21 protein-coding genes are annotated in these 22,033 nt (G+C 66.3%); 10 read left to right on the forward strand and 11 right to left on the reverse strand.

The window, feature by feature from the left end:
* Positions 1-5: 5 nt before the first annotated feature.
* The 4 genes from pyrC to aceA form a co-directional block, all read right to left on the reverse strand.
* The gene (pyrC, locus tag ACVCNR_RS10510) at positions 6-1,097 is read right to left on the reverse strand and encodes a dihydroorotase (protein WP_447074727.1); all 1,092 of its coding nucleotides are present in this window, start codon (positions 1,095-1,097) and stop codon (positions 6-8) included.
* A 156-nt stretch (positions 1,098-1,253) separates the two neighbouring features.
* On the reverse strand, positions 1,254-1,661 hold the full coding sequence (locus tag ACVCNR_RS10515) for a response regulator (protein WP_354198129.1): 408 nt from the start codon (positions 1,659-1,661) through the stop codon (positions 1,254-1,256).
* Positions 1,662-1,939: 278 nt separating this feature from the next.
* A complete protein-coding gene (locus ACVCNR_RS10520; RefSeq protein ID WP_354198131.1) occupies positions 1,940-2,179 on the reverse strand; it encodes an SMc00767 family acetate metabolism repressor in 240 nt (79 codons plus the stop codon).
* A 42-nt stretch (positions 2,180-2,221) separates the two neighbouring features.
* Entirely contained in the window at positions 2,222-3,508 is a 1,287-nt protein-coding gene (gene aceA / locus ACVCNR_RS10525) for an isocitrate lyase (protein ID WP_354198133.1), read from the reverse strand.
* 250 nt (positions 3,509-3,758) lie between these two features.
* On the opposite strand from aceA, the gene ACVCNR_RS10530 reads away from it, so the two are divergent.
* The 6 genes from ACVCNR_RS10530 (at position 3,759) to ACVCNR_RS10555 (ending at position 10,794) form a co-directional block, all read left to right on the forward strand.
* Positions 3,759-5,198 carry a helix-turn-helix domain-containing protein gene (locus ACVCNR_RS10530; protein ID WP_447074729.1) on the forward strand — a complete coding sequence of 480 codons (1,440 nt, stop codon included), beginning with the start codon at positions 3,759-3,761 and terminating at the stop codon, positions 5,196-5,198.
* Between the two features lie 113 nt (positions 5,199-5,311).
* Positions 5,312-6,262: a DMT family transporter gene (locus ACVCNR_RS10535; protein ID WP_354198137.1), complete on the forward strand. Its 951-nt coding sequence runs from the start codon at positions 5,312-5,314 to the stop codon at positions 6,260-6,262.
* 352 nt (positions 6,263-6,614) lie between these two features.
* On the forward strand, positions 6,615-7,712 hold the full coding sequence (locus tag ACVCNR_RS10540) for a polyamine ABC transporter substrate-binding protein (RefSeq protein ID WP_447074731.1): 1,098 nt from the start codon (positions 6,615-6,617) through the stop codon (positions 7,710-7,712).
* Positions 7,713-7,856: 144 nt separating this feature from the next.
* The gene (locus ACVCNR_RS10545) at positions 7,857-8,996 is read left to right on the forward strand and encodes an ABC transporter ATP-binding protein (RefSeq protein ID WP_447074732.1); all 1,140 of its coding nucleotides are present in this window, start codon (positions 7,857-7,859) and stop codon (positions 8,994-8,996) included.
* A 9-nt stretch (positions 8,997-9,005) separates the two neighbouring features.
* Positions 9,006-9,971 (forward strand): ABC transporter permease subunit, encoded by a 966-nt coding sequence (locus ACVCNR_RS10550; RefSeq protein ID WP_354198141.1) that lies wholly within the window; start codon positions 9,006-9,008, stop codon positions 9,969-9,971.
* Between the two features lies 1 nt (position 9,972).
* A complete protein-coding gene (locus ACVCNR_RS10555) occupies positions 9,973-10,794 on the forward strand; it encodes an ABC transporter permease (protein WP_354198143.1) in 822 nt (273 codons plus the stop codon).
* Between the two features lie 72 nt (positions 10,795-10,866).
* On the opposite strand, the gene ACVCNR_RS10560 is transcribed toward ACVCNR_RS10555, so the two are convergent.
* A complete protein-coding gene (locus tag ACVCNR_RS10560) occupies positions 10,867-11,268 on the reverse strand; it encodes a ketosteroid isomerase-related protein (RefSeq protein ID WP_447074733.1) in 402 nt (133 codons plus the stop codon).
* A gap of 98 nt (positions 11,269-11,366) precedes the next feature.
* Between ACVCNR_RS10560 and ACVCNR_RS10565 the strand changes: the two genes are divergently transcribed.
* Complete coding sequence (locus tag ACVCNR_RS10565; protein ID WP_447074734.1) at positions 11,367-11,954, forward strand: GNAT family N-acetyltransferase; 588 nt, start codon at positions 11,367-11,369, stop codon at positions 11,952-11,954.
* Positions 11,954-12,829, forward strand: coding sequence for a carbon-nitrogen hydrolase family protein (locus ACVCNR_RS10570; protein ID WP_354198148.1), 876 nt, complete (start codon positions 11,954-11,956; stop codon positions 12,827-12,829). Before ACVCNR_RS10565 ends, ACVCNR_RS10570 begins: the two co-directional genes overlap by 1 nt.
* Here ACVCNR_RS10570 and ACVCNR_RS10575 read toward each other — a convergent pair.
* Genes ACVCNR_RS10575 through hutI form a run of 5 tightly spaced genes read right to left on the reverse strand, consistent with a single transcriptional unit; the run spans position 12,813 to position 18,671 of the window.
* Positions 12,813-13,385 carry a HutD/Ves family protein gene (locus ACVCNR_RS10575; RefSeq protein WP_354198150.1) on the reverse strand — a complete coding sequence of 191 codons (573 nt, stop codon included), beginning with the start codon at positions 13,383-13,385 and terminating at the stop codon, positions 12,813-12,815. The genes ACVCNR_RS10570 and ACVCNR_RS10575 overlap by 17 nt on opposite strands.
* 8 nt (positions 13,386-13,393) lie before the next feature.
* Positions 13,394-15,067 (reverse strand): urocanate hydratase, encoded by a 1,674-nt coding sequence (hutU, locus tag ACVCNR_RS10580; protein ID WP_447074735.1) that lies wholly within the window; start codon positions 15,065-15,067, stop codon positions 13,394-13,396.
* A gap of 13 nt (positions 15,068-15,080) precedes the next feature.
* Positions 15,081-15,884, reverse strand: coding sequence for an N-formylglutamate deformylase (hutG, locus tag ACVCNR_RS10585; RefSeq protein WP_447074736.1), 804 nt, complete (start codon positions 15,882-15,884; stop codon positions 15,081-15,083).
* A 1-nt stretch (position 15,885) separates the two neighbouring features.
* Positions 15,886-17,421: a histidine ammonia-lyase gene (gene hutH / locus ACVCNR_RS10590; RefSeq protein WP_447074737.1), complete on the reverse strand. Its 1,536-nt coding sequence runs from the start codon at positions 17,419-17,421 to the stop codon at positions 15,886-15,888.
* A gap of 23 nt (positions 17,422-17,444) precedes the next feature.
* On the reverse strand, positions 17,445-18,671 hold the full coding sequence (gene hutI / locus ACVCNR_RS10595; RefSeq protein WP_447074738.1) for an imidazolonepropionase: 1,227 nt from the start codon (positions 18,669-18,671) through the stop codon (positions 17,445-17,447).
* 122 nt (positions 18,672-18,793) lie between these two features.
* Here hutI and ACVCNR_RS10600 point away from each other — a divergent pair, with 122 nt between their 5' ends.
* Together ACVCNR_RS10600 and hutC are read left to right on the forward strand one after the other, a co-directional pair.
* Positions 18,794-20,152: a formimidoylglutamate deiminase gene (locus ACVCNR_RS10600; protein WP_447075678.1), complete on the forward strand. Its 1,359-nt coding sequence runs from the start codon at positions 18,794-18,796 to the stop codon at positions 20,150-20,152.
* 167 nt (positions 20,153-20,319) lie between these two features.
* Complete coding sequence (hutC, locus tag ACVCNR_RS10605) at positions 20,320-21,045, forward strand: histidine utilization transcriptional repressor HutC (protein WP_435521608.1); 726 nt, start codon at positions 20,320-20,322, stop codon at positions 21,043-21,045.
* Positions 21,046-21,052: 7 nt separating this feature from the next.
* On the opposite strand, the gene nadE is transcribed toward hutC, so the two are convergent.
* Positions 21,053-22,033 (reverse strand): NAD(+) synthase, encoded by a 981-nt coding sequence (nadE, locus tag ACVCNR_RS10610; RefSeq protein WP_447074739.1) that lies wholly within the window; start codon positions 22,031-22,033, stop codon positions 21,053-21,055.

The raw sequence follows: 22,033 nt of genomic DNA on the forward strand, positions 1-22,033 counted from the left end.
AGGTTCTAACCGACCTTTCCGACCGACCAGGGCAACGTCTCGCCGCCGCGGAACACGACGATGTCCTCGTCGCCGATCGGCACGGCGGCCACGGCGATGCCCGGCTTCTTGACCAGCGTGATCGTGCCCCTGTTCGGCTCCAGCCCATGGAAGCGGGCGCCGTTCAGCGAAGCGAAGGCCTCGAAGCGGTCGAGCGCGCCTTCCTCGTCGAACACCTGGACATAGGTCTGGAGCGCGGTGACGCCGCCGAACACGCCGGCCGAACAGCATTCGGCCTGCTTGGCCGAGCGCATGTGCGGGGCGCTGTCGGTGCCGATCATGAAGCAGCTTTCGCCGGAGGTGACCGCCTTGCGCAGCGCCAGACGATGGCTCTCGCGCTTGGCCACCGGCAGGCAGTAGAGATGCGGGCGCAGGCCGCCCTGGAAGATCGAGGTGCGGTTGATGACCAGATGGTGCGGCGTGATCGTCGCCGCCACGCGCGGCGCATGGGCGCGCACGATGTCGACCGTGCCGGAGGTGGTGGCGTGCTCGACCGCGACCTTGAGGCCCTGATGCCGCTTCAGCATCGGCAGCAGGGTGTTGTCCATGAACACCTCCTCGCGGTCGAAGATGTCGACATCCGGGTCGGTCGATTCGCCATGGATCAGCACCGGCATGCCGATCTTCTCCATCCGCTCCAGAACCGGGGACAGCCCGGCGAGATCGGCCACACCATGGCTGGAATTGGTGGTGGCGCCGGCCGGATAGAGCTTGGCGGCGATCCACACCCGCTCGGCGAAGCCGCGCTCGATCTCGTCGGGATCGGTACGGTCAGTGAGGTAGCAGGTCATCAGCGGCTCGAAGTCCGAGCCTTGCGGACGGTTGGCGAGGATGCGGCCGCGATAGGCCACGGCATCCGCCACCGTCACCACCGGCGGCACCAGATTGGGCATGATGATGCCGCGCGCGAACTGCGCCGCCGTATAGGGCAGCACCGCCGCAAGCATGGCCCCGTCACGCAGGTGGATGTGCCAGTCGTCGGGACGCGGGATGGTGATCGAAGCCGCGGCCTCGGCCTGCGGGCCGGCGCCGGTGTCGAAAAGCGCGTCGATGGTCATGGGCAATCCTCTTCGGCAATCCTCTCCACCTGCGGCCCCGGCGCATCCGCAAATCCGCACCGGCCGCTCCTTGCCAAGCGATATACATGGCCTTGAAGGAATTGGCAGGGCGCATTGCCGCTCCACGACGAAAAAAGCGGCGGGAACGGGAAAGGTTCAGCTCGCCAGGCGGCTGAGCACCGGCTGCAACTGCTCGGGCGTGATCGGCTTGGCCACCACCGCATCGATGAGGCTGGACAGGGTTTCGGGCGTCGCCACGCGGGTGGACAGCAGCACCAGCGCCGGCCGAATTCCGCCTGTGGCGCGGCGCAGCGAAGCCAGCGCCGGCATCAGCGCCTCGCAGTCGCGGTTTTCGGAGCCGCCGTCGAGCACGATGATGCCCGGCAGCAGCGAGTTCAGGGCCGTGATTGCGGTTTCGGGCGATTCACTGAACGGCTTCAACCCCAGGCCCTCGATGATCTTGGAGACCACAACCTGCGTTATGCGGGACCGGCCCACGACCATGACCCTGGACAGGTCGGCAGCGCCGTCCGCGTCCACGGGCATGGCGCGTCCGGAGCCCATGCTGCCATCGTGTTCGAGATACGAAGACAATCCGACCTACACCATCTACTCAATGCAGGGTTGAAACCATTTCTCTTTTGGGTGACCTCGCTCATCCTGTCAAGCGATAAGAAACCGGCGGCGGGCGGGCGGCGCGGCTTCCGGTGCCGGTCTCACGAAGAAGAAGCCGCCCTCGCGAAAATCGCGGGAGCGGCTTCAGGCTGGGCAGGGAGCCCGGATTGCCCTCTGTCATTCCCATGCGCCCTGTCGGATATCCTTCGGGCACATGGGTGTGCGGCTTATTTGTGGGCCTGGGTCACGATCACCGGGATCAGCAGGTCGCCCCAGTTGCCGTCACCGCTGTGGTGGCGGGCCGAGCGGACAAGCTCGACCGACACGCCGGCCTCGACGGCCTTCATCACGGACTGGTTCATCCGGTGCAGATCGTTGGCCAGCATGCGGATCGCGGCCTGCTGGTCGGTGCTCATGGCCGAGGACTGTTCCTCAGCCCGTTCCTTGACGCGGGTGATCTGTGCCATTTCGCTTCTCCCTTGGAATGCCGGCCTTGCGGCGCTGGGTTTCTATTCCGCGGCAGGCTTGAACTGGGCCTGCTCGGTGGATTCCTTCATGGCGGTGGTCGACGACTTGCCGCCGGTGATGGCGAGCGACACGGCGTCGAAATAGCCGGTGCCGACCTCGCGCTGGTGCTTCGTCGCCGTGTAGCCATTGGCCTCGGAGGCGAATTCGGCTTCCTGAAGCTCCGAATAGGCCGCCATCTGCCGGTCCTTGTAGCCGCGGGCCAGCTCGAACATGCCGTGGTTGAGCTGGTGGAAGCCGGCCAGCGTGATGAACTGGAACTTGTAGCCCATGGCGCCCAGCTCGCGCTGGAACTTGGCGATGGTGGCGTCGTCGAGGTTCTTCTTCCAGTTGAACGAGGGCGAGCAGTTGTAGGCGAGCAGCTTGCCCGGATGCGCCTTCTGCACCGCCTCGGCGAACTTCCTTGCCTGTGCCAGGTCCGGCTTGGAGGTCTCCATCCAGATCAGGTCGCAATGCGGCGCATAGGAAATGGCGCGGGCAATGCACGGCTCGATGCCGTTTCTCACCTGATAGAAGCCTTCCACCGTGCGGCCGGCATCATGGTCCACGAAGGGCTGGTCGCGCTCGTCGATGTCGGAGGTCAGCAGCTTGGCGGCCTCGGCATCGGTGCGGGCGACGATCAGCGTCGGGGTGCCCATGACGTCGGCGGCGAGCCGCGCGGCGTTGAGGTTGCGGATATGGGCCGCGGTCGGGATCAGCACCTTGCCGCCCAGATGGCCGCACTTCTTCTCCGAGGCGAGCTGGTCCTCGAAGTGGACGCCGGCGGCGCCGGCCTCGATGAACGCCTTCATGATCTCGAAGGCGTTGAGCGGGCCGCCGAAGCCGGCTTCGGCGTCGGCGACGATCGGCGCGAACCAGGTGTCGACCGACAGCTTGCCTTCTGCCGTCTCGATCTGGTCGGCGCGCTGCAGGGTGCGGTTGATGCGCTTGGCCAGTTCCGGCGCGGCGTTGGCCGGGTAGAGCGACTGGTCGGGATACATGGCGGAGGCCGTGTTGGCGTCGGCGGCGACCTGCCAGCCGGACAGGTAGATGGCCTTCAGGCCGGCGCGGACCATCTGCATGGCCTGGTTGCCGGAGAGCGCGCCGAGCGCGTTGACGAAGTCCTCCTCATGGATGAGCTTCCACAGGCGGTTGGCGCCGTTCTCGGCCAGCGTGTACTTGATCTGCACCGAGCCGCGCAGCCGCTTCACGTCTTCCGGGGTATAGGGGCGCTCGATGCCATCGAAGCGACCTTCCGGCGCGGACGGGACGAGGTTGTAAAAATCGGTCATTTGCGGCTCCAGCGTTTCGGTTATGTAGATACTGGGCACTTCCTTGCCGTCTGGCTTGGTGTGTGCCGGTACGACATGATTTACATTGCGCTGCAAAAGACGCGAGAAAAACCGGGAATTTCCGCCGTAAATAAAGGAAAACCTGTGTTGCGTTTGACAGAACGGGCTTGTAAAGATGTCAAAACTGTAAAAGCGACCTGACGCGAATTCCTGCGTCAAATGTTGTAAAATCGTGTAAAATGTCCTCGCCATGGCCGAACAGAAAATCTTCGCCGGACCCCGCATCCGCCGCATCCGCAACGCCAAGGGGCTGACCCAGACGGCGATGGCCGAGGGGCTGGGCATCTCGCCCTCCTATCTCAACCTGATCGAGCGCAACCAGCGCCCGCTCACCGTGCAGCTCATTTTGCGGCTGGCCTCGGTCTACAAGGTCGAGCCGGAGGAATTGCAGGCCGAGGCCGGCGGTTCCATCGCCGCGCTGCGGGAAATGTTCGCCGACCCGCTGCTGGCAGGCGAACTGCCGGGCGAGCAGGAGCTGGTCGAGGTGGCCGAGGCCGCGCCCAATGCGGCGGCGGCGATGATCAAGCTCTACCGTGCCTATCGCGAGCAGGCCGAGCGCCTGTCGGACCTCAACGAGCTGCTGGCGCGGGAAGGGCGCGGCACCGCGCTGTCCGGCGCCCGCCTGCCGATGGACGAGGTGCACGAGGTGTTCGAGCGGCGGCCGAACCACTATCCGGCGCTGGAGGAGGAGGCCGAGGCCTTCATCCGGCTGCTGGAGCCGGGCGACGACCTCTACGGCACGCTGAAAGGGTGGCTGAAGCGCGAGCACGGCATCACCGTCAGGGTGCTGCCGGTGGCGACCATGCCCAACTGGCGCCGCCGCTACGACCGTCATTCGCAGCGCTTGTTCCTGTCGGAGCGGCTGTCGCCCTTCGACCAGTTGCGCGAGGTGGCGATGGAAGCCGGCCTGATGCGCATGTCGGTGGCCGTCGCCGCCGAGATCGCGGCGCTGAAGCTGTCCAGCGACGAGGCGCGGCGGCTGGCCCGGTTCGAGCTTGGCCGCTACGCCGCCCATGCGCTGATGATGCCCTACCAGGCGTTCCTCGCCGCCGCCCAGCGCGCCCGCTACGATGTCGACGTGCTGCGCTCGCGCTTTTCCGTTTCGTTCGAACAGGCGGCCAACCGGCTGACCATGTTGCAGCGGCAGGGCAGTGCCGGCGTTCCCTTCTTCATGCTGGAGGTGGACAATGCCGGCCACCCCTTCCGCAAGGCCGGCAGCGTCGGTTTCCCGCACAGCCGCTTCGGCGGCGGCTGCCCCAAGCTTGCCGTTCATGCCGCCTTCACCCAGCCCGGCCAGATCTTCGTCGAGGCGGTGGAAATGCCGGACGGCGCCGAATTCCTGACCGTGGCCCGCACGCTGGAGGGGCCGCAGGGCGCCTTCAACGAGCGGCCGCGTCGCACCGCCCTGCTCATCGGCTGCGACATCGCCTACAAGGACGAGGTCGTCTATGGCGCCGCGCTGGCCGGCAGGGGGCCGGGCGCATCGGGCAGCGTCGCCGTGACGCCCGTCGGTCCCGCCTGCCGGCTGTGCGAGCGGCCGGGCTGCCTGTCGCGGGCGGCCCCGCCGGTGACGCGCCCGCTGGGTCTGGACGAGATGGTGACGGGCCTGTCCGCCTTCGACTTCCAGTAGGCTGAACGGCAGGCCAACGCTTGGGGCGGTTCTGGACCTTACTCCATCCCGATCGGGACCTTATGTGTCGGTGCTGGCACAGCGTTGCGCTTCGGGGGAGGAGAAGGTGCGGCATGGCTGAATTCGCACAATCGGCGGCTGCCGATACCGCATCATCCGCCCGCGAGACGCGCCTCGGCGCCGTCCTCGTCTTCCTGTCCGCCCTGCTGTGGAGCCTTGGCGGCGCCATCGCCCGCTATATCGAGGCGCCGGACCCATGGGCCGTCATCTTCTGGCGCTCCGTGTGGGCCACCGCCTTCCTGCTGGCCTTCATGGTCTGGCGCGACGGCTGGCGCGGAACGCTGCGCCTGTTTCGGGGCATGGGCCTGCCGGGGCTGGCCGTGGCCGCCTGCTTCGCCACAGCGTCGTCGAGTTTCGTCGTGGCGCTCTCCTACACCACGGTCGCCAACATCCTGCTGATCCAGGCCGGCGTGCCGCTGATCGCGGCGCTGTTCGCGTGGATCGCCCTGCGCGAAAAGGTGTCGGGCGGCACATGGGTCGCCATTTTCTTCGTCGTCGTCGGCGTGGCGGTGATGGTGTCGGAATCGCTCGGCGGCACGGTCTCGCCCGTCGGCGACGGGCTGGCCCTGGCCATCGCCTGCGCCCTCGCCACGGCCACCGTCATCACCCGCCGCTATTCCCATGTGCGCATGACGCCGGCCACCTGCCTCGGCACGATCTTCGCCGCCGCCTTCGCGCTGTCGCAGGCTTCGGCGCTCGGGGTCTCGGGCCGCGACATGGGGTTCCTGTTCGCCTTCGGCGTCGTCAACCTGGGCCTCGGCCTTGCCTGTTTCGCCACCGGGGCGCGCATGATCCCCGCCGCGCTGGCCGCACTTCTCGGCACCTTCGAGACCATATTGGGGCCGCTGTGGGTGTGGCTGGCCCATGCGGAAGTCCCCTCCGGCCGGACCATCCTCGGCGGGAGCATCGTGTTCGCGGCCCTGCTGGTGCACATCGCGCGCGAGTTCAGGCGCCATTCGCAGCCGCCGCGGCCGGGCGTCAGCGGCCTGCCCGCGCCGAACTGAGAACGGCTGGGACCCGCCGCTTCGATTCCCATTGACAAAGCCTCCATGCCCCGGGCAGGCTGGACGAAAGGCAACAACGAGACAGGCCCATCTTGCCCTTGTTCGCACCACCCCGTCAGTGTCCGGCTGGCTTATTCGATCATCGGCCGGTTTCGCTCAGGGGTTTGTCGGAAGGGATATCCCCGACGCCGCAGGACGGCTGTTCCCGGGGCCGGCTGCCATCGCGCAAACGTCATCGTCCAGCGGCCAAATGCCGCTTGTTGGCCTTCCGAAAGCTCAATAGATTGAACGACATGTCCGGCGACGGCGCATGAGCGCGGCCGGCAGGGGAACATTGAAAGGGGAGTGTCCTATGCAACGCAAAACAACCTTGCTTCTCGCGACCACGGTGCTGGCGTCGGCGTTCGCCTTCGCGGCCGGGGCGCAGGAGCGCGTCGTCAATGTCTACAACTGGTCCGACTACATCGATTCCTCGATCATCGACGAGTTCACCAAGGAAACCGGCATCAAGGTCGTCTACGACGTCTATGATTCTAACGAGATCCTGGAAACCAAGCTGCTGGCGGGCGGCAGCGGCTACGACGTGGTGGTGCCGACCAGCAGCTTCCTCGCCCGCCAGATCCAGGCCGGCGTCTACCAGAAGCTCGACAAGTCCAAGCTGCCCAACCTGTCCAACATGTGGGATGTGGTCAGCGAGCGCATGCAGGTCTTCGACCCCGGCAACGAATACTCGATCAACTACATGTGGGGCACCATCGGCATCGGCTACAACGTCAACAAGATCAAGGAAGTGCTGGGCACCGACGAGATCGACAGCTGGCAGACGGTGTTCGATCCCGAGCAGGCCGCCAAGCTCAAGGATTGCGGCATCAACTTCCTCGATTCGCCGACCGACATGATCCCGGTGACCCTGGCCTATCTCGGCCTCGATCCGGACAGCCATGAGCCGGACGATATCGCCAAGGCCGAGGAAGCCCTGCTCAAGGTCCGGCCCTATGTGCGCAAGTTCCATTCGTCGGAATTCATCAACGGCCTCGCCAATGGCGACATCTGCATCGCCGTCGGCTGGTCCGGCGACATCTTCCAGGCGCGCGACCGCGCCGAGGAGGCCAACAACGGCGTGGAACTGAACTACGTGATCCCGAAGGAGGGCACGCAGATGTGGTTCGACCAGATGGCGATCCCCGCCGATGCGCCGCACCCGGCGGAGGCGCATGAGTTCCTCAACTACATGATGAAGCCGGAAGTCATCGCCAAGTCGTCGAACTATGTCTACTACGCCAACGGCAACAAGGCCTCGCAGGAATTCCTCGACGAGGAGGTCCGTGACGATCCGGCCGTCTATCCGCCGGATGACGTGATGGCCAAGCTGTTCGTCAACACGCCGCTCGATTCCAAGACCCAGCGCCTGTTCACCCGCACCTGGACCAAGGTGGTGACCGGCCAGTAACGCCACGGCGCGGCCCCGGCGCGACGCTTCGCCGGGGCCTTTTGCCGTTCCGCTCGACAGGAAGTCGGCTCAACACGAAAATGGAGCGCACGGGCGACTGTACAGGAAGATCGTGATCTGTCGTCCGGCGGGGGAGAGCGAAGCATGAAGTCACTGGGCAGCATCCGCAGGGATTTTGCGCCGTGGAGCGATCCGCAGGCCAAGCCCTATATCAGGTTCGAGAACATCACCAAGCGCTTCGGCGACTTCACTGCCGTCAACAATCTTTCGCTCTCCATCTATGAACGCGAATTCTTCGCCCTGCTCGGCGCTTCCGGCTGCGGCAAGTCCACGCTGCTGCGCATGCTGGCTGGCTTCGAGGAGCCGACCGAGGGCCGCATCCTGCTCGACGGGCAGGACCTGCGCGGCATCCCGCCCTATCGCCGGCCGGTCAACATGATGTTCCAGTCCTACGCGCTGTTCCCGCATATGAGCGTGGAGAAGAACATCGCCTTCGGCCTCAAGCAGGAAGGCATGCCCAAGGCCGATATCGACAAGCGCGTGGCCGAGATGCTCAAGCTGGTCAAGCTGGAACGCTTCGCCACCCGCAAGCCGCACCAGCTTTCCGGCGGCCAGCGCCAGCGCGTGGCGCTCGCCCGCTCGGTCGCCAAGCGGCCGAAGGTGCTGCTGCTCGACGAGCCGCTCGGCGCGCTCGACAAGAAGCTGCGCGAGGAAACCCAGTTCGAGCTGATGGACCTGCAGCAGGAACTCGGCCTCACCTTCGTCGTCGTCACTCACGACCAGGAAGAGGCCATGACCATGGCCGACCGCATCGCCATCATGGACAAGGGCGAGGTCATGCAGGTTGCGACGCCCGCCGAAATCTACGAGGCGCCCAATTCGCGCTTCGTCGCCGGCTTCGTCGGCAACGTCAACCTGTTCGAGGGCAATGTCGCCGAACGCGCTGAAAACACGGCGCGCATCACCGGCGGCAGCGGCGCGCAGATCCTGGTCGAGAATGCCGGCGAGGCGGCGAAGGGCAATGAGGTCGCCTTCGCCATCCGCCCGGAAAAGATCAGGGTTTCGTCGCGCAAGCCGCAGGATGCCGTCAACGCGCTCGAGGGCGAGATCTACGACATCGCCTATCTCGGCGACATGACCGTCTATTACGTCAAGCTCGACGACGGCCAGATCGTGCGCGCCTCGATGCTGAATGCCGCGCGCATCGTCGACGATCCGCTGACCTGGAGCGATCGCGCCTGGATTTCCTTCCGGCCGGATGCCGGCGTCGTGCTGACGCGGTAGGGGGCGGTCATGGCGAATGTCTCCGCTTCCGCGCCTGCCGCCGCGCCGGCCGAAAAATCCCTGCTGTCACGCGTCGTTTCCGGCTTCACCGGGCGGCTGGTCATCCTCGTGCCCTATGCCTGGCTGCTGTTCTTCTTCCTCATCCCCTTTGTCATCGTCTTCAAGATATCGCTGTCGCAGACGGCGATATCCATGCCGCCCTATGCGCCGGTGATGGACCTCGGCGAAGGGTTCTCCGGCCTCATGGCGGCGCTGAAGGAACTCAGCTTCGAAAACTATCTGTGGCTGACCGAGGACCCGCTCTATTTCAATGCCTACATCTCCAGCGTGGTGATCGCGGGGATCTCGACCGTGCTGACGCTGCTGGTCGGCTATCCGATCGCCTATGGCATGGCGCGCGCGCCGGCCTCGCTGCGGCCCACCTTGCTGATGCTGGTCATCCTGCCGTTCTGGACATCGTTCCTGATCCGCGTCTACGCCTGGATCGGCATCCTCAAGCCCGAGGGGCTGCTCAACCAGTTCCTGATGGGCATTGGCTTAATCTCCTCGCCGCTGGTCATCATGAACACCTATACGGCGATCTTCATCGGCATCGTCTACTCCTACCTGCCCTTCATGGTGCTGCCGCTCTATTCGTCGCTGGAGAAGATGGACAATTCGCTGATCGAGGCCGCGCAGGACCTCGGCTGCCCGCCGATCAGCGCCTTTTGGAAGATCACCTTCCCGCTGTCGCTGCCGGGCGTCATCGCCGGCTGCCTGCTGGTGTTCATCCCGGCGGTCGGCGAGTTCGTCATCCCCGACCTGCTCGGCGGCTCGCAGACGCTGATGATCGGGCGCACGCTGTGGAACGAGTTTTTCGCCAACCGCGACTGGCCGGTCGCCTCGGCGGTCGCCACCATCCTGCTTCTGGTGCTGGTCGTCCCGATCGTGCTCTTCCAGCATGCGCAGGCCCGCGCCCAGGAACAGGATCGCTGACATGAATGCGAGCTGGAGCCGTTTCAACATCGTCTCGATCGTGCTGGGCTTTGCCTTCCTCTATCTGCCGATCGTGCTTCTGGTCGTCTTCTCCTTCAACGCCTCGCGGCTGGTCACCGTGTGGGGCGGCTTTTCCACGCAATGGTATGTGGCGCTGTTCCGCAACCAGGGCCTGATGGACGCCGCCTGGGTGACGATCCGCGTGGCGCTGGTCTCGGCCTCCGTCGCCACCGTGCTCGGCACCATGGCCGCACTCGTGCTGACCCGCTACACGCGCTTCAGGGGCCGGGTGCTGTTCACCGGCATGGTGTTCGCGCCGCTGGTCATGCCGGAGGTCATCACCGGCCTGTCGCTGCTGCTTTTGTTCGTCGCCATCGGCCTCGACCGCGGCTTCCTCACCGTCACGCTTGCCCACATCACCTTTTCCATGTGCTTCGTGGCGGTGGTGGTGCAGTCGCGGCTGATCTCCTTCGACCGCTCGCTGGAGGAGGCGGCGATGGATCTTGGCGCGCCCCCGGTGCGCACCTTCTTCCAGATCACCCTGCCGGTGATCGCGCCCGCCATCATCTCGGGCTGGATGCTGGCCTTCACCCTGTCGCTCGACGATCTGGTCATCGCCAGCTTCGCCTCCGGGCCGGGCGCGACGACGCTGCCGATGAAGATCTACAGCCAGGTGCGGCTCGGCGTGACCCCGGAGATCAACGCGGCCTGCACCCTGCTGATCGCCATTGTGGCGCTGGGCGTGATCGCCGCCTCGATCGTCAACAAGCGCCGCGAAGTGCAGCGCCGGCGCGACGAGCAGGCCGCGCTGCGCATGGCCTGAGGGAGCCTCAAGGAGAACGGGCACCGGTGCGCTGCATCCGATGCCCGTTGGCATTTTTGGGATGAAGCAGGATCAGGCGCCGACCTGCGCGATCCAGTCGTTGAGATTGTAGTAGTTGGAAATGCGCGCCACCTTGCCGTCGCGGATTTCGAAGAAGGCGCCGGCCGGCAGCACGTATTTCTGGCCGTCCGCCTCCGGCAGGCCCTCGTCGGTCGCCAGATATTCGCCGTTGACGGTGAACTCGGCGGCACCGCGGGTGCCGTCGGCGCTTTCCATGACGACGATGTCGGTCAGCCGCTCGCGGTAGCAGCGGTTCATCTTGTCCATGAAGCCGCGGAACGCGTCCTTACCGGTCTGGCGCTCGCCCTGGTTGATGTCGTGCGCCACGTCGTCGGTCAGCAGGTCGAGGAAGGCGGCCATGTCCTGCCGGTTGAAGGCGTCGTAATAGGCACGGATGATGTCTTTGGCGCTCATGATCTCTCCCTGTTCGCAAACGCAATGGCCAAGCCTGCGGCCAAGCCCTATAGCAGCTTGTCGGGCTTTGGAAGCCTGGGCCTGTTCCGGGAGGGAAAATGCATATCGTGGTTCGGCAGGGGCCTGAGATCGGTCCGCATATCGACGATCTGGCGCGGCTGCGCATCGAGGTGTTCCGCGCCTTTCCCTATCTCTACGAGGGCTCGCTGGACTACGAGCAGAATTATCTTTCCACCTATGCCAGCTCGCCCGAAAGCCTGTTCGTGCTGGCCTTCGACGGAGAGAGCGTCGTCGGTGTCTCGACCGGCATGCCGATGGACCATGAGACCGAGGCGTTCAGGAAGCCGTTTGTCGAGGGTGGCTGGAACCCGGCGCGCATCTTCTATTTCGCCGAATCCGTGCTTCTGCCCCGCTATCGCGGGCAGGGCATCGGCGTGCGCTTCTTCGAGGAGCGGGAAGCCTATGCGCGCCGCCTCGGCAGATTCGACCATTGCTGCTTCTGCGCGGTGGAGCGTCCCGTCGATCACCCCTTGCGGCCGGCGGACTATGCGCCGCTCCACGCGTTCTGGACCAGGCGCGGCTATGTCCACCATCCCGAACTGCGCACCGAGTTCTCGTGGCGCGATATCGGCGAGCGTGAGGAAAGCGCCAAGCCCATGTCGTTCTGGATGAAGGAACTGCGCTGATGGTGAAATTCGCTTCCTGCCAATATGCCATCGAGCTGTTCGACGGTTTCGATGCCTATGCCGCGCATCTGGAACGGCTCACGGGCGAGGCGGTTGCCGCCGGGGCGGAACTGCTGCTTCTGCCCGAATATGCCGCCATGGCGCTGACCGGATTGTTGCCGGAAGACGAGCGCGGCGACCTGCACAAATCCATTGCCGCCATCCAGCCGTTCATCCCGCGCTGGCTGGACCTGTGCGAGGCCATCGCCCGCCGCCATGGTGTGTGGTTCTGCCCCGGTTCGGCTCCCGTGCTCGATCCGGACGGCAAGTACCGCAACCGCGCCTATCTGTTCGGGCCGGACGGGCTGGCCGGCCATCAGGACAAGATCGTCATGACGCGCTTCGAGCGCGAGCAATGGTTCATTTCCGCCGGCACCGGGGGCCTGCGCAGCTTCGAGACGCCGCTCGGCAGGCTTGGCATATTGATCTGCTACGACAACGAGTTCCCCATGCTGGCGCGCCGGCTGGCGGAGGACGGCGTCGACCTGATCCTCGCGCCGAGCTGCACCGACACCGAAGCCGGCTATCATCGCGTGCGCATCGGCGCGCAGGCGCGCGCGCTGGAGAACCAGTTGGCCGTGCTGGTGTCGCCCACGGCCGGCTTCGCGCCCTGGTCGCCGGCGGTGGACGAGAATTTCGGCCGCGCCGCGCTCTATGTGCCGGCCGATTACGGCATGCCGCCGAGCGGAGTGTTCGCCGAAAGCGAAGCGGTGGCCACCGAAGCCAGCGTGTGGCTGTTCGGCGAGATCGACCTGGAAAAGGTCGCCGCCCTGCGGCGCGAGGGCCAGGTCGCGCTTTATCGCGACTGGCCGGAGCAGTTCACGCTGCCGGGCTGACCGCCACGAACAGGATTTCCGCCGCTGTCCCGGCGCGGTTGGCGAAGCTTTCGCTCGCCTCGAGCGCGATTGCCTCGAACCGCTCGATGGCGTGTTCCTGACCGTTCGCCTCGACTGTCGCCGGTGAATTGAACACCGCCCAGCCGGTGCCCGGCGCGGTGAATGTTTCTCCGGGAGCCAGCGTCAGGCGCCGCATCTCATGGGTGCAGCGCCCGCGCCTTGTCATGATGTTGAGGTCGATGGTCGGCCCGCCGAGATTGCGGCTGGAGATTGTCCAATCGCCCGGGAAGGAGAAGGGCGCACCGTCGGGCCGCAACTCGACGGTTTTCTCCTCGGGCAGATCGAGCGCCAGGCCGGCACCGTCCAGCAGCGCGATGGTGCGGTCGATGCCGGCGAACACCGAAAAGGGTCCGTCGGCGCCGACATGGGCGATCGACAGCCGCCAGTCGAAACTGTCGGTGTCGCTGCCCGCCGGGAAGGCCGCCACCTCTTCGGTGAGGCCCTGCCCGTTCTTCCATGCCATGCGCTTGTGGCCGGCGCGGCGCGCGATCCTCATCGCTGGCCTCAGTTGCCGAGGATGGCCGGCAGGCGCAGGCCCTGCTTCTTCGCCCAGTCCAGCGCGATGTCGTAGCCGGCATCGGCATGACGCATGACGCCGGTGGCCGGATCGTTCCACAGCACGCGCTCGATGCGGCGGGCCGCGTCATCGGTGCCGTCGCAGCAGATCACCATACCGGAATGCTGCGAGAAGCCCATGCCGACGCCGCCGCCATGGTGCAGCGACACCCAGGTCGCACCCGAGGCGGTGTTGAGCAGTGCGTTGAGCAGCGGCCAGTCGGACACGGCGTCCGAGCCATCCTTCATGGCTTCCGTTTCGCGGTTCGGCGAGGCGACCGAACCGGAATCGAGGTGGTCGCGGCCGATGACGATGGGCGCTTTAAGCTCGCCGTTCTTCACCATCTCGTTGAAGGCGAGGCCGAGACGGTGGCGATCGCCGAGGCCGACCCAGCAGATGCGCGCCGGCAGGCCCTGGAACTCGATGCGCTCGCGCGCCATGTCGAGCCAGTTGTGCAAGTGGGCGTTGTCCGGCAGCAGTTCCTTGACCTTGGCGTCGGTCTTGTAGATGTCCTCCGGATCGCCCGACAGCGCCGCCCAGCGGAACGGTCCGACGCCGCGGCAGAACAGCGGGCGGATATAGGCCGGCACGAAGCCGGGGAAGGCGAAGGCGTTCTCGAGGCCCTCTTCCAGCGCCATCTGGCGGATGTTGTTGCCGTAGTCGAGAGTCGGAATGCCCATGTTCCAGAAGTCGACCATGGCCTGCACATGCAGCTTCATCGAGGCGCGGGCCGCCTTCTCGACCGCCTTGGGGTCGCTCTCCTGCCTGGCGCGCCATTCGGCCACCGTCCAGCCGCGCGGCAGGTAGCCGTGCACCGGATCGTGGGCCGAGGTCTGGTCGGTGACGATGTCGGGCTTGACGCCGCGCTTGACCAGCTCGGGGAACACGTCCGCCGCATTGCCGATCAGCGCGATGGACTTCGCCTCGCCGGCCTTGGTCCATTCGTCGATCCTGGCCAGCGCCTCGTCGAGGCTGTGGGTCTTTTCGTCGACATAGCGGGTGCGCAGGCGGAAGTCGGCGCGGGTCTCGTCGCATTCGACGGCGAGGCAGCAGGCGCCGGCCATCACGGCAGCCAGCGGCTGCGCGCCGCCCATGCCGCCGAGGCCGCCGGTGAGGATCCACTTGCCCTTCAGGTTGCCGTCATAGTGCTGGCGGCCGGCCTCCACGAAAGTCTCGTAGGTGCCCTGCACGATGCCCTGCGCGCCGATGTAGATCCACGAACCGGCCGTCATCTGGCCGTACATGGCCAGCCCCTTCTTGTCCAACTCGTTGAAGTGGTCCCACGTCGCCCAGTGCGGCACGAGGTTGGAGTTGGCGATCAGCACGCGCGGCGCATCCTTGTGGGTGCGGAACACGCCGACCGGCTTGCCCGACTGCACCAGCAGCGTCTCGTCCTCGTTGAGCGTCTTCAGCGTGGCGACGATGCGGTCGAAATCGTCCCAGGTGCGAGCGGCGCGGCCGATGCCGCCATAGACGACCAGCTCGTGCGGGCGCTCGGCCACGTCGGGGTCGAGATTGTTCATGAGCATGCGCAGCGGCGCTTCGGTCAGCCAGCTCTTGGCGTTGAGCTCGCCGCCGCGCGGGGCGCGGACTTCGCGTTCATTGTGGCGGGGGTTGGTCATGGCTCTGTTCCTCTCAGCGTTTCAGCCCGAACGCGACCTGCTCGATGCGTTCGAGAATGGTTTTCAGGGGCGCGCGCACCTGGTCGGCCCTGGCCTCGTCGTAGGCGAAGGGCACGGTTTCGGTGGCGAGATAGTTGACCTGCGCCAGCTCCATCTGGATGGCATGGACATTGTCCCGCGGACGGCCGTAGTGGCGTGTGGTCCAGCCGCCGCGAAAGCGGCCGTTGAGCACATGGGTGTAGCCTTCTGCCGCTGCCGAAGCCTCCACCGTGGCGGCCTCGATGGCCGCATCGCAGGTGACGCCGCCATCGGTGCCGATGTTGAAGTCCGGCAGACGGCCTTCGAACAGGAAGGGGATCAGCGAGCGGATCGAATGGCAGTCGTAGAGCACCGCCACGCCATGCTCGGCCCTGACGCGCTCGACTTCCGCCGCCAGCGCCGCGTGATAGGGCCGGTGGAAGGCGTCGCGGCGGGCGACGATGTCGGCCTCGGTCGGTTCCGCCCCCTCCTTCCAGATCGGCTGGCCGTCGAAATCGGTCAGCGGCACCAGCGTCGTGGTGTTCTGGCCCGGATAGAGGCTGATGCCTTCCGGGTCGCGGTTAGCGTCGATGACGTAGCGGTGGAAGGTGGCGCGCACGATGGTCGCGTTCCGCAGCAGGCCCTCATAGAGCCGGTGCAGGTGCCAGTCGGTGTCGGCGAGCTTGAGCCCGTTGTCGTTCAGGCGTTTCCTGATGTCGGCCGGCACGTCGACGCCGGTGTGGGGAAAGCCGAGAACGACCGGCGAGGAGCCGCGCCGGACTTCGAACACGTCGCTCATCTTACGCCTCCAGGGCGGGCAGCAGCCCTGCCGAAACGCTGGCTGTCAGCGAGCCGTCGGCGACGATGCGGGCGGCAATGGCGAGGTCCGGGGCCATGTAGCGGTCGTTTTCCAGCGCAGGGACCGCAGCACGCAGGCAGGCAATCGCCTTCTGCAATTCGGGGCTGGTGGTCAGCGGCCCGCGCAGTTCCACGCCCTGCGCGCCGGCCAGCGCCTCGATGCCGACGATGTTGAACAGGTTCTCCGTCATCTGCAACAGGCGGCGCGCGCCGTGGCAGGCCATGGAAACATGGTCTTCCTGATTGGCCGAGGTCGGCGTCGAGTCCACCGAGGCCGGGTGCGACATCTGCTTGTTCTCGCTCATCAGCGCGGCGGACGTGACCTCGGCGATCATCAGGCCGGAGTTGAGGCCCGGGTTGCGGGCGAGGAAAGGCGGCAGGCCGTAGGAAAGGGCCGGATCGACCAGCAGCGCGATGCGGCGCTGGGCGATAGCGCCGATCTCGCAGACGGCAAGCGCGATCTGGTCGGCGGCGAAGGCCACCGGCTCGGCGTGGAAATTGCCGCCGGAGACGACGCTGTCGTCGGACAGCACCAGCGGATTGTCGGTGACCGCGTTGGCCTCGATCTCCAGCGTGCAGCCGACCTGGCGCAGCAGGTCGAGGCAGGCGCCGTCGACCTGCGGCTGGCAGCGGATGCAGTAGGGGTCCTGCACGCGCTCGTCGCCGTCGATATGGCTCTGGCGGATGGCCGAGCCGTCGAGCAGGGCGCGGAGCGCCGCCGCCGTGTCGATCTGGCCCTTGTGGCCGCGCAGCGTGTGGATGTCGGCGGTGAAGGGCGCGGACGAGCCCATGGCCGCGTCGGTGGAAAGCGCGCCGGTGATCAGCGCCGCCTGCGCGGCGCGGTGGGCGCGGAACAGGCCGGCCAGCGCCAGCGCGGTCGAGGCCTGGGTGCCGTTGATCAGCGCCAGGCCTTCCTTGGCGGCGAGCACGACCGGCTGCAAGCCGGCGCGCTCCACCGCCGCGCGGCCCGAAAGCTGCTCGCCCTTATAAAAGGCCTCGCCTTCGCCCATCATCACGGCGGCGAGATGGGCGAGCGGGGCGAGGTCGCCGGACGCGCCGACGGAACCCTTCTCGGGGATCAGCGGCACCACGCCCTTTTCCAGCATGCCCTCGATCAGCCGCACCAGCTCCAGCCGCACGCCGGAGGCGCCGCGTCCCAGCGAGACGAGCTTCAGCGCCATGATCAGCCGCACGACGTTTTCCGGCAGCGGCGTGCCGACGCCGCAGCAATGCGACAGGATGAGGTTGCGCTGCAGGGTGGCGGTGTCGGCGGCGTCGATCTTGATCGAGGCCAGCTTGCCGAAGCCCGTGTTGACGCCATAGACCGGTTCGTTGCCGGCGGCGATGGCCGCGATGCGGGCCGCTGCCTTCTCGATGCGGGCATCGAAGCTGCGGTCGAGGACGGCATTGTCGCCGTTCCAGTAGATCGCGGCCAGATCGGCCAGCGGCACGGAACCGGGATGAAGCGTGATGGTCATGTGCGGTTGCCTCCGGAAAGGGTTCAGATTGTGGCGTCGCGGCCGGCGCGGATGCGGGCATGTAGCGGGTTGAAGCCGATGCGGTAGACCAGCTCGGCAGGCTCGGCGATGTCCCAGATGGCGAGGTCCGCCTGCTTGCCGGCTTCCAGCGTGCCGATGGTATCCAGCTTGCCCAGCGCGCGCGCCGCCTCGCGGGTGATGCCGGCGAGGCACTCTTCCACGGTAAGCGCGAACAGCGTCGCGCCCATGTTCATGGTGAGCAGCAGCGAGGTCAGCGGCGAGGTGCCGGGATTGTTGTCGGTGGCGAGCGCGATGGGCGTGCCGTGCTTGCGGAACAGCTCGACCGGCGGCTTCTTCGTCTCGCGGATGAAGTAGAACGCGCCCGGCAGAAGCACCGCGACCGAGCCGGCCTCGGCCATGGCGGCGGCACCCTCGTCGTCGGTATATTCCAGATGGTCGGCCGACAGCGCGCCATAGGAAGCGGCAAGGGCGGCGCCATGCAGGTTGGAAAGCTGGTCGGCATGCAGCTTGACCCTGAGGCCGAGTTTCTGCGCGGCGTCGAATACCAGCTTCATGTCGTCCGGCGAGAAGGCGATGCCCTCGCAGAAGCCGTCAACGGCATCGACAAGACCCTCGGCATGGGCGGCTTCCAGCCCCGGCAGCACCACCTCGCGCAGGAAATCGCCATTGCGGCCCTTGTATTCGGCGGGCGTCGCATGCGCGCCGAGATAGGTGGTGGCGACGGCCACGTCGCGCTTGCCGGCAAGGGCGCGGGCGGCGCGCAGCATCTTCAGCTCGTCGGCTATCGTGAGGCCGTAGCCGGACTTGATCTCGACCGTGGTCACGCCTTCGGCCACCAGCGCGTCGAGGCGCGGCAGGCTCTCGCGGATCAGCGTGTCCTCGTCGGCGGCGCGTACATTGGTGACGGAGGAGACGATGCCGCCGCCGGCCCGCGCGATCTCCTCATAGGAGGCGCCGGCCAGCCGCATCTCGAACTCGCGCGCCCGGTTGCCGGCATGGACGAGATGGGTGTGGCAGTCGATCAGTCCGGGGGTGATCCAGCGTCCGTCGCAATCGATGGTCTCGGCGCCGGCAAGTTCGGCGGAAGGCAGGTCGGCGGCGGGGCCGGCAAACAGGATGCGGCCGTCGCGTGCGGCGATGGCGCCCTTCTCCACGATGCCGAGCCCGGGCCTGGCGGGATCGAGCGTCGCCAGCCGCGCATTGGTCCAGATGCGGTCGCCTTGTGCCATCGGTGATCTCCCTGACAAGCTTTTCGACTGGCGCGTTGCGCAAGCGTCCTCTTGCTGTTATGTATATACTTAATCGAAATCGGCGCAAGCCAAAAAGTCAAGCCTGCGCGCGGGCAGCAGCGATCCGGGAGAGTCTCATGACAGTCATCCACGCCGAAAATGCGCTTCTGCCGGAAGGTCTGGCGCGCGATGTGCGCATCACTTTCTCGGATGGCCGAATCCAGCGCGTGGAAAAGGGCGTGGCGGCGCAATCCGGCGACGAGCGCCACCGCTTCGTGGCGCCGGCGATGCCGAATTTGCACAGCCACGCCTTCCAGCGGGCGATGGCGGGGCTGGCCGAGACGCGCGGCCCGGGCGCCGACAGTTTCTGGAGCTGGCGCACCGAAATGTACCGCGTCGCCCTGTCGATGACGCCGGAGCAGGTCGAGGCGGTCGCCGCGCAGCTTTACATGGAAATGCTGGAGGCGGGCTTCTGCCGAGTCGGAGAGTTCCACTATCTGCACCACGACAAGGACGGCTCGCACTATGCAGATCCGGCCGAGATGGCCGCGCGCATCGGTGCCGCCAGCGCCGAGGCCGGCATCGCGCTCACCCTCTTGCCGGTGTTCTACGCCCATTCCGGTTTCGGTGGCGCGGCGCCCATCGAGGGCCAGCGCCGTTTCATTCACGATGTGGATGCTTTCGCTCGGCTGATGCAGCGGTGTGAAGCGATCGTCGCCGGCCTGCCCGGCGCGGTGCTCGGCATCGCCCCGCACAGCCTGCGGGCCGCGACGCCGGAGGAACTGAAGGAGGTCGCGCCCTTCGCCAGGGGCGGACCGGTGCATATCCACGTCGCCGAACAGGTGAAGGAGGTGGAGGACTGCATCGCATGGTCGGGCAAGCGCCCGGTGGAATGGCTGCTCGACAACATGCAACTCGACGGGCGCTGGTGCCTGATCCACGCCACCCACATGACCGAGGACGAAACGGTGCGCATGGCCAGAAGCGGCGCGGTCGCGGGGCTTTGCCCGATCACCGAGGCCAATCTGGGCGACGGCGTGTTCGAGGCGCCGACCTTCCTCGCCGCCGGTGGGCGGTTCGGCGTCGGCTCGGACAGCAACATCCTGATCTCGCTGGAGGAGGAGCTGCGCACGCTGGAATATTCGCAGCGCCTGCTGCGCCGCTCACGCAATGTCGTGGCCGAGCCGGGCCAATCGACCGGGCTCAACCTGTACGGCAAGGCGCTGGAAGGAGGCGCACAGGTGTTGGGCACGGCAAGCGGCATCGAGGCCGGAAAGCCGGCCGACCTGCTGGCCCTCGATCTTTCGGCCACCGGCTATCTGCCGGCTGAAAAGGTCTTCGACCATTTCATTTTTGCGCGCGGCATCGGCATCGACAGCGTCTGGGTCGGCGGAACGAAGCAGGTCGAGGGCGGTCGCCATCGCAGGCGCGATGCGATCGCCACGCGGTTTGCAAAGGTCATGGCGGAACTCGCCGAATAGGGCGCGTTGCGAAACAGGATTCCAATAGGCTAAAGCAATTCCAGCAAAAGTGCGAAGCGGTTTTGCGTTCGGAATTGCGTCAAAACAAAAGGTTAGAGCGTTTTCGCGATTCAAGGAAAAGCGGAAAGGCTCTAGTGAATGCCGGGCACAACAAGAGCGAAGGCGACGTGGCGAAGGCAAACGGCAAGGAGGCGACCCTCCACCAGACGATCCTGAGCGAGATCGAGGGCCGCATCGTATCCGGTGAATGGCCGCCCGGTTTCCGGCTGCCGTTCGAGGTCGATCTGGCCGAGCATTATGGCTGCTCGCGCATGACCGTGAACAAGGTCATGACCCAGCTCGCCAAGGCGGGGCTGGTCGAGCGCCACCGCAAGGCCGGCAGCTTCGTCACCAGGCCGCGCGCGCAGTCGGCGGTGCTGGAACTGCACGACATCGAGGCCGAGGTGAAGTCGCTGGGCCTGCCCTACAGCTACAGCCTCGTCTCCCGCAAGGAACGCCCCTCCAACGCGAAGGACCGGAGCCTGATGGAGCTGGCCGGGACGACGCCGATGGTCGAGCTGGTGGCCGTGCATCGTGCCGGAAGCAAGCCGTTCTGCGTCGAGGAACGTCGCATCAATGCCGGTGTCGTGCCGGAGGCGCTCGGAACCGATTTCAAGGTGCATGCGCCCGGCGGCTGGCTGATCGCCCAGGTGCCGTGGAGCGCGGCCGAAAACCGCATATTGGCCGTGGCCGCTTCGGCGGAGACGGCGCGCCTGCTCGAACAGCCGAAGGGCTCGCCCTGCCTCGTGGTCGAGCGCCGCACCTGGAGCCATGCCGGCCCGGTCACCTTCGTGCGGCTGACCTATCCCGGCGACAGCCACACGCTGGTCGCGCGCTTCGCGCCGGCATCCTGAACTTCATTCAGAGTGGAACCACCGTCTGCGGCGGCAGGTGCAGGTAGCGCGCCGCCTTGCGTTTGGCGGCGATGTCGGTCCACACCAGCCCGACCTGTTCCGCCGTCAGTGAGACGGCTTTGGCCACCTCCGCCGCCGGCACATCGTGGTTCAGCCCGTAGAGGCACAGATCCATGCGGTCATGGGGCAGGGCGAAGTAGAACTCCTCCTGCGTCTGCGCCAGCGAATAGGTGTCGGTGGTCGGCGGGCGGCGGCGCACCTCTTCCGGCACGCCCAGATATTCGGCGAGCTGGTAGACCTGGCTCTTGTAGAGATGGGCGATCGGCTTGACGTCGGCCGCCCCGTCGCCGTTCTTGACGAAGAAACCCTGATCGTATTCCAAAAGGTTGGGCGTGCCGACCACGGCATAGTTCAGCCGGTCGGCATGGTAGTATTCGAACTGCTTGCGGGTGCGCTGCTTCATGTTGGTGGCGGCGACGATGCCGAGATAGACATGCGCCGGCAGCCGGTGCCTGCGGATTTCGCCCTGCGGGGTCTGCACCACGAGCGAGGAGATGTTGAAGCCCGAGGTGGTGAGCGCATTGGCGAACACGATCTTGTTGCTCCAGCCCGGCCCGTAATTCGGCTCGACCTCGCGGATAAAGCCGTCGCGGCGTTCGTAGCAGCCCATCGCCGCAAGCGTCGGCCCGATGTCCTCGACCGCACCGTCGAGGCCGAAGGTGTTGGCCACCAGCCGCCCGAGACGCAGGCTTTCGGGGTCGGAATCGTGCTCGGGCATGAACAGGCAGAACACGTTCTTCGGGCCGACGGCGCGGGCTGCAAGGGCGGCGCAGACACTGGAATCGATGCCGCCGGACAGACCGAGCACCAGCCCGCGCCGCCGCACCGCCCCGCGCAGCTGCGCCCGCAAGGCCTCGACGATGCGGGCGGTTTCGGCCTCCGCATCGATGTCGAGCGTGCGCGCGGAAAAGGGAATCGGTTTGGACAT

The sequence above is a fragment of the Aquamicrobium terrae genome (assembly GCF_052978165.1).

Excerpts from the sequence above, each read along its gene's own strand:
- pyrC (WP_447074727.1), bottom strand. The coding sequence starts at position 1,097 with ATGACCATCGACGCGCTTTTCGACACCGGCGCCGGCCCGCAGGCCGAG.
- ACVCNR_RS10515 (WP_354198129.1), bottom strand. The coding sequence starts at position 1,661 with ATGGGCTCCGGACGCGCCATGCCCGTGGACGCGGACGGCGCTGCCGAC.
- ACVCNR_RS10520 (WP_354198131.1), bottom strand. The coding sequence starts at position 2,179 with ATGGCACAGATCACCCGCGTCAAGGAACGGGCTGAGGAACAGTCCTCG.
- aceA (WP_354198133.1), bottom strand. The coding sequence starts at position 3,508 with ATGACCGATTTTTACAACCTCGTCCCGTCCGCGCCGGAAGGTCGCTTC.
- ACVCNR_RS10530 (WP_447074729.1), top strand. The coding sequence starts at position 3,759 with ATGGCCGAACAGAAAATCTTCGCCGGACCCCGCATCCGCCGCATCCGC.
- ACVCNR_RS10535 (WP_354198137.1), top strand. The coding sequence starts at position 5,312 with ATGGCTGAATTCGCACAATCGGCGGCTGCCGATACCGCATCATCCGCC.
- ACVCNR_RS10540 (WP_447074731.1), top strand. The coding sequence starts at position 6,615 with ATGCAACGCAAAACAACCTTGCTTCTCGCGACCACGGTGCTGGCGTCG.
- ACVCNR_RS10545 (WP_447074732.1), top strand. The coding sequence starts at position 7,857 with ATGAAGTCACTGGGCAGCATCCGCAGGGATTTTGCGCCGTGGAGCGAT.
- ACVCNR_RS10550 (WP_354198141.1), top strand. The coding sequence starts at position 9,006 with ATGGCGAATGTCTCCGCTTCCGCGCCTGCCGCCGCGCCGGCCGAAAAA.
- ACVCNR_RS10555 (WP_354198143.1), top strand. The coding sequence starts at position 9,973 with ATGAATGCGAGCTGGAGCCGTTTCAACATCGTCTCGATCGTGCTGGGC.
- ACVCNR_RS10560 (WP_447074733.1), bottom strand. The coding sequence starts at position 11,268 with ATGAGCGCCAAAGACATCATCCGTGCCTATTACGACGCCTTCAACCGG.
- ACVCNR_RS10565 (WP_447074734.1), top strand. The coding sequence starts at position 11,367 with ATGCATATCGTGGTTCGGCAGGGGCCTGAGATCGGTCCGCATATCGAC.
- ACVCNR_RS10570 (WP_354198148.1), top strand. The coding sequence starts at position 11,954 with ATGGTGAAATTCGCTTCCTGCCAATATGCCATCGAGCTGTTCGACGGT.
- ACVCNR_RS10575 (WP_354198150.1), bottom strand. The coding sequence starts at position 13,385 with ATGAGGATCGCGCGCCGCGCCGGCCACAAGCGCATGGCATGGAAGAAC.
- hutU (WP_447074735.1), bottom strand. The coding sequence starts at position 15,067 with ATGACCAACCCCCGCCACAATGAACGCGAAGTCCGCGCCCCGCGCGGC.
- hutG (WP_447074736.1), bottom strand. The coding sequence starts at position 15,884 with ATGAGCGACGTGTTCGAAGTCCGGCGCGGCTCCTCGCCGGTCGTTCTC.
- hutH (WP_447074737.1), bottom strand. The coding sequence starts at position 17,421 with ATGACCATCACGCTTCATCCCGGTTCCGTGCCGCTGGCCGATCTGGCC.
- hutI (WP_447074738.1), bottom strand. The coding sequence starts at position 18,671 with ATGGCACAAGGCGACCGCATCTGGACCAATGCGCGGCTGGCGACGCTC.
- nadE (WP_447074739.1), bottom strand. The coding sequence starts at position 22,033 with ATGTCCAAACCGATTCCCTTTTCCGCGCGCACGCTCGACATCGATGCG.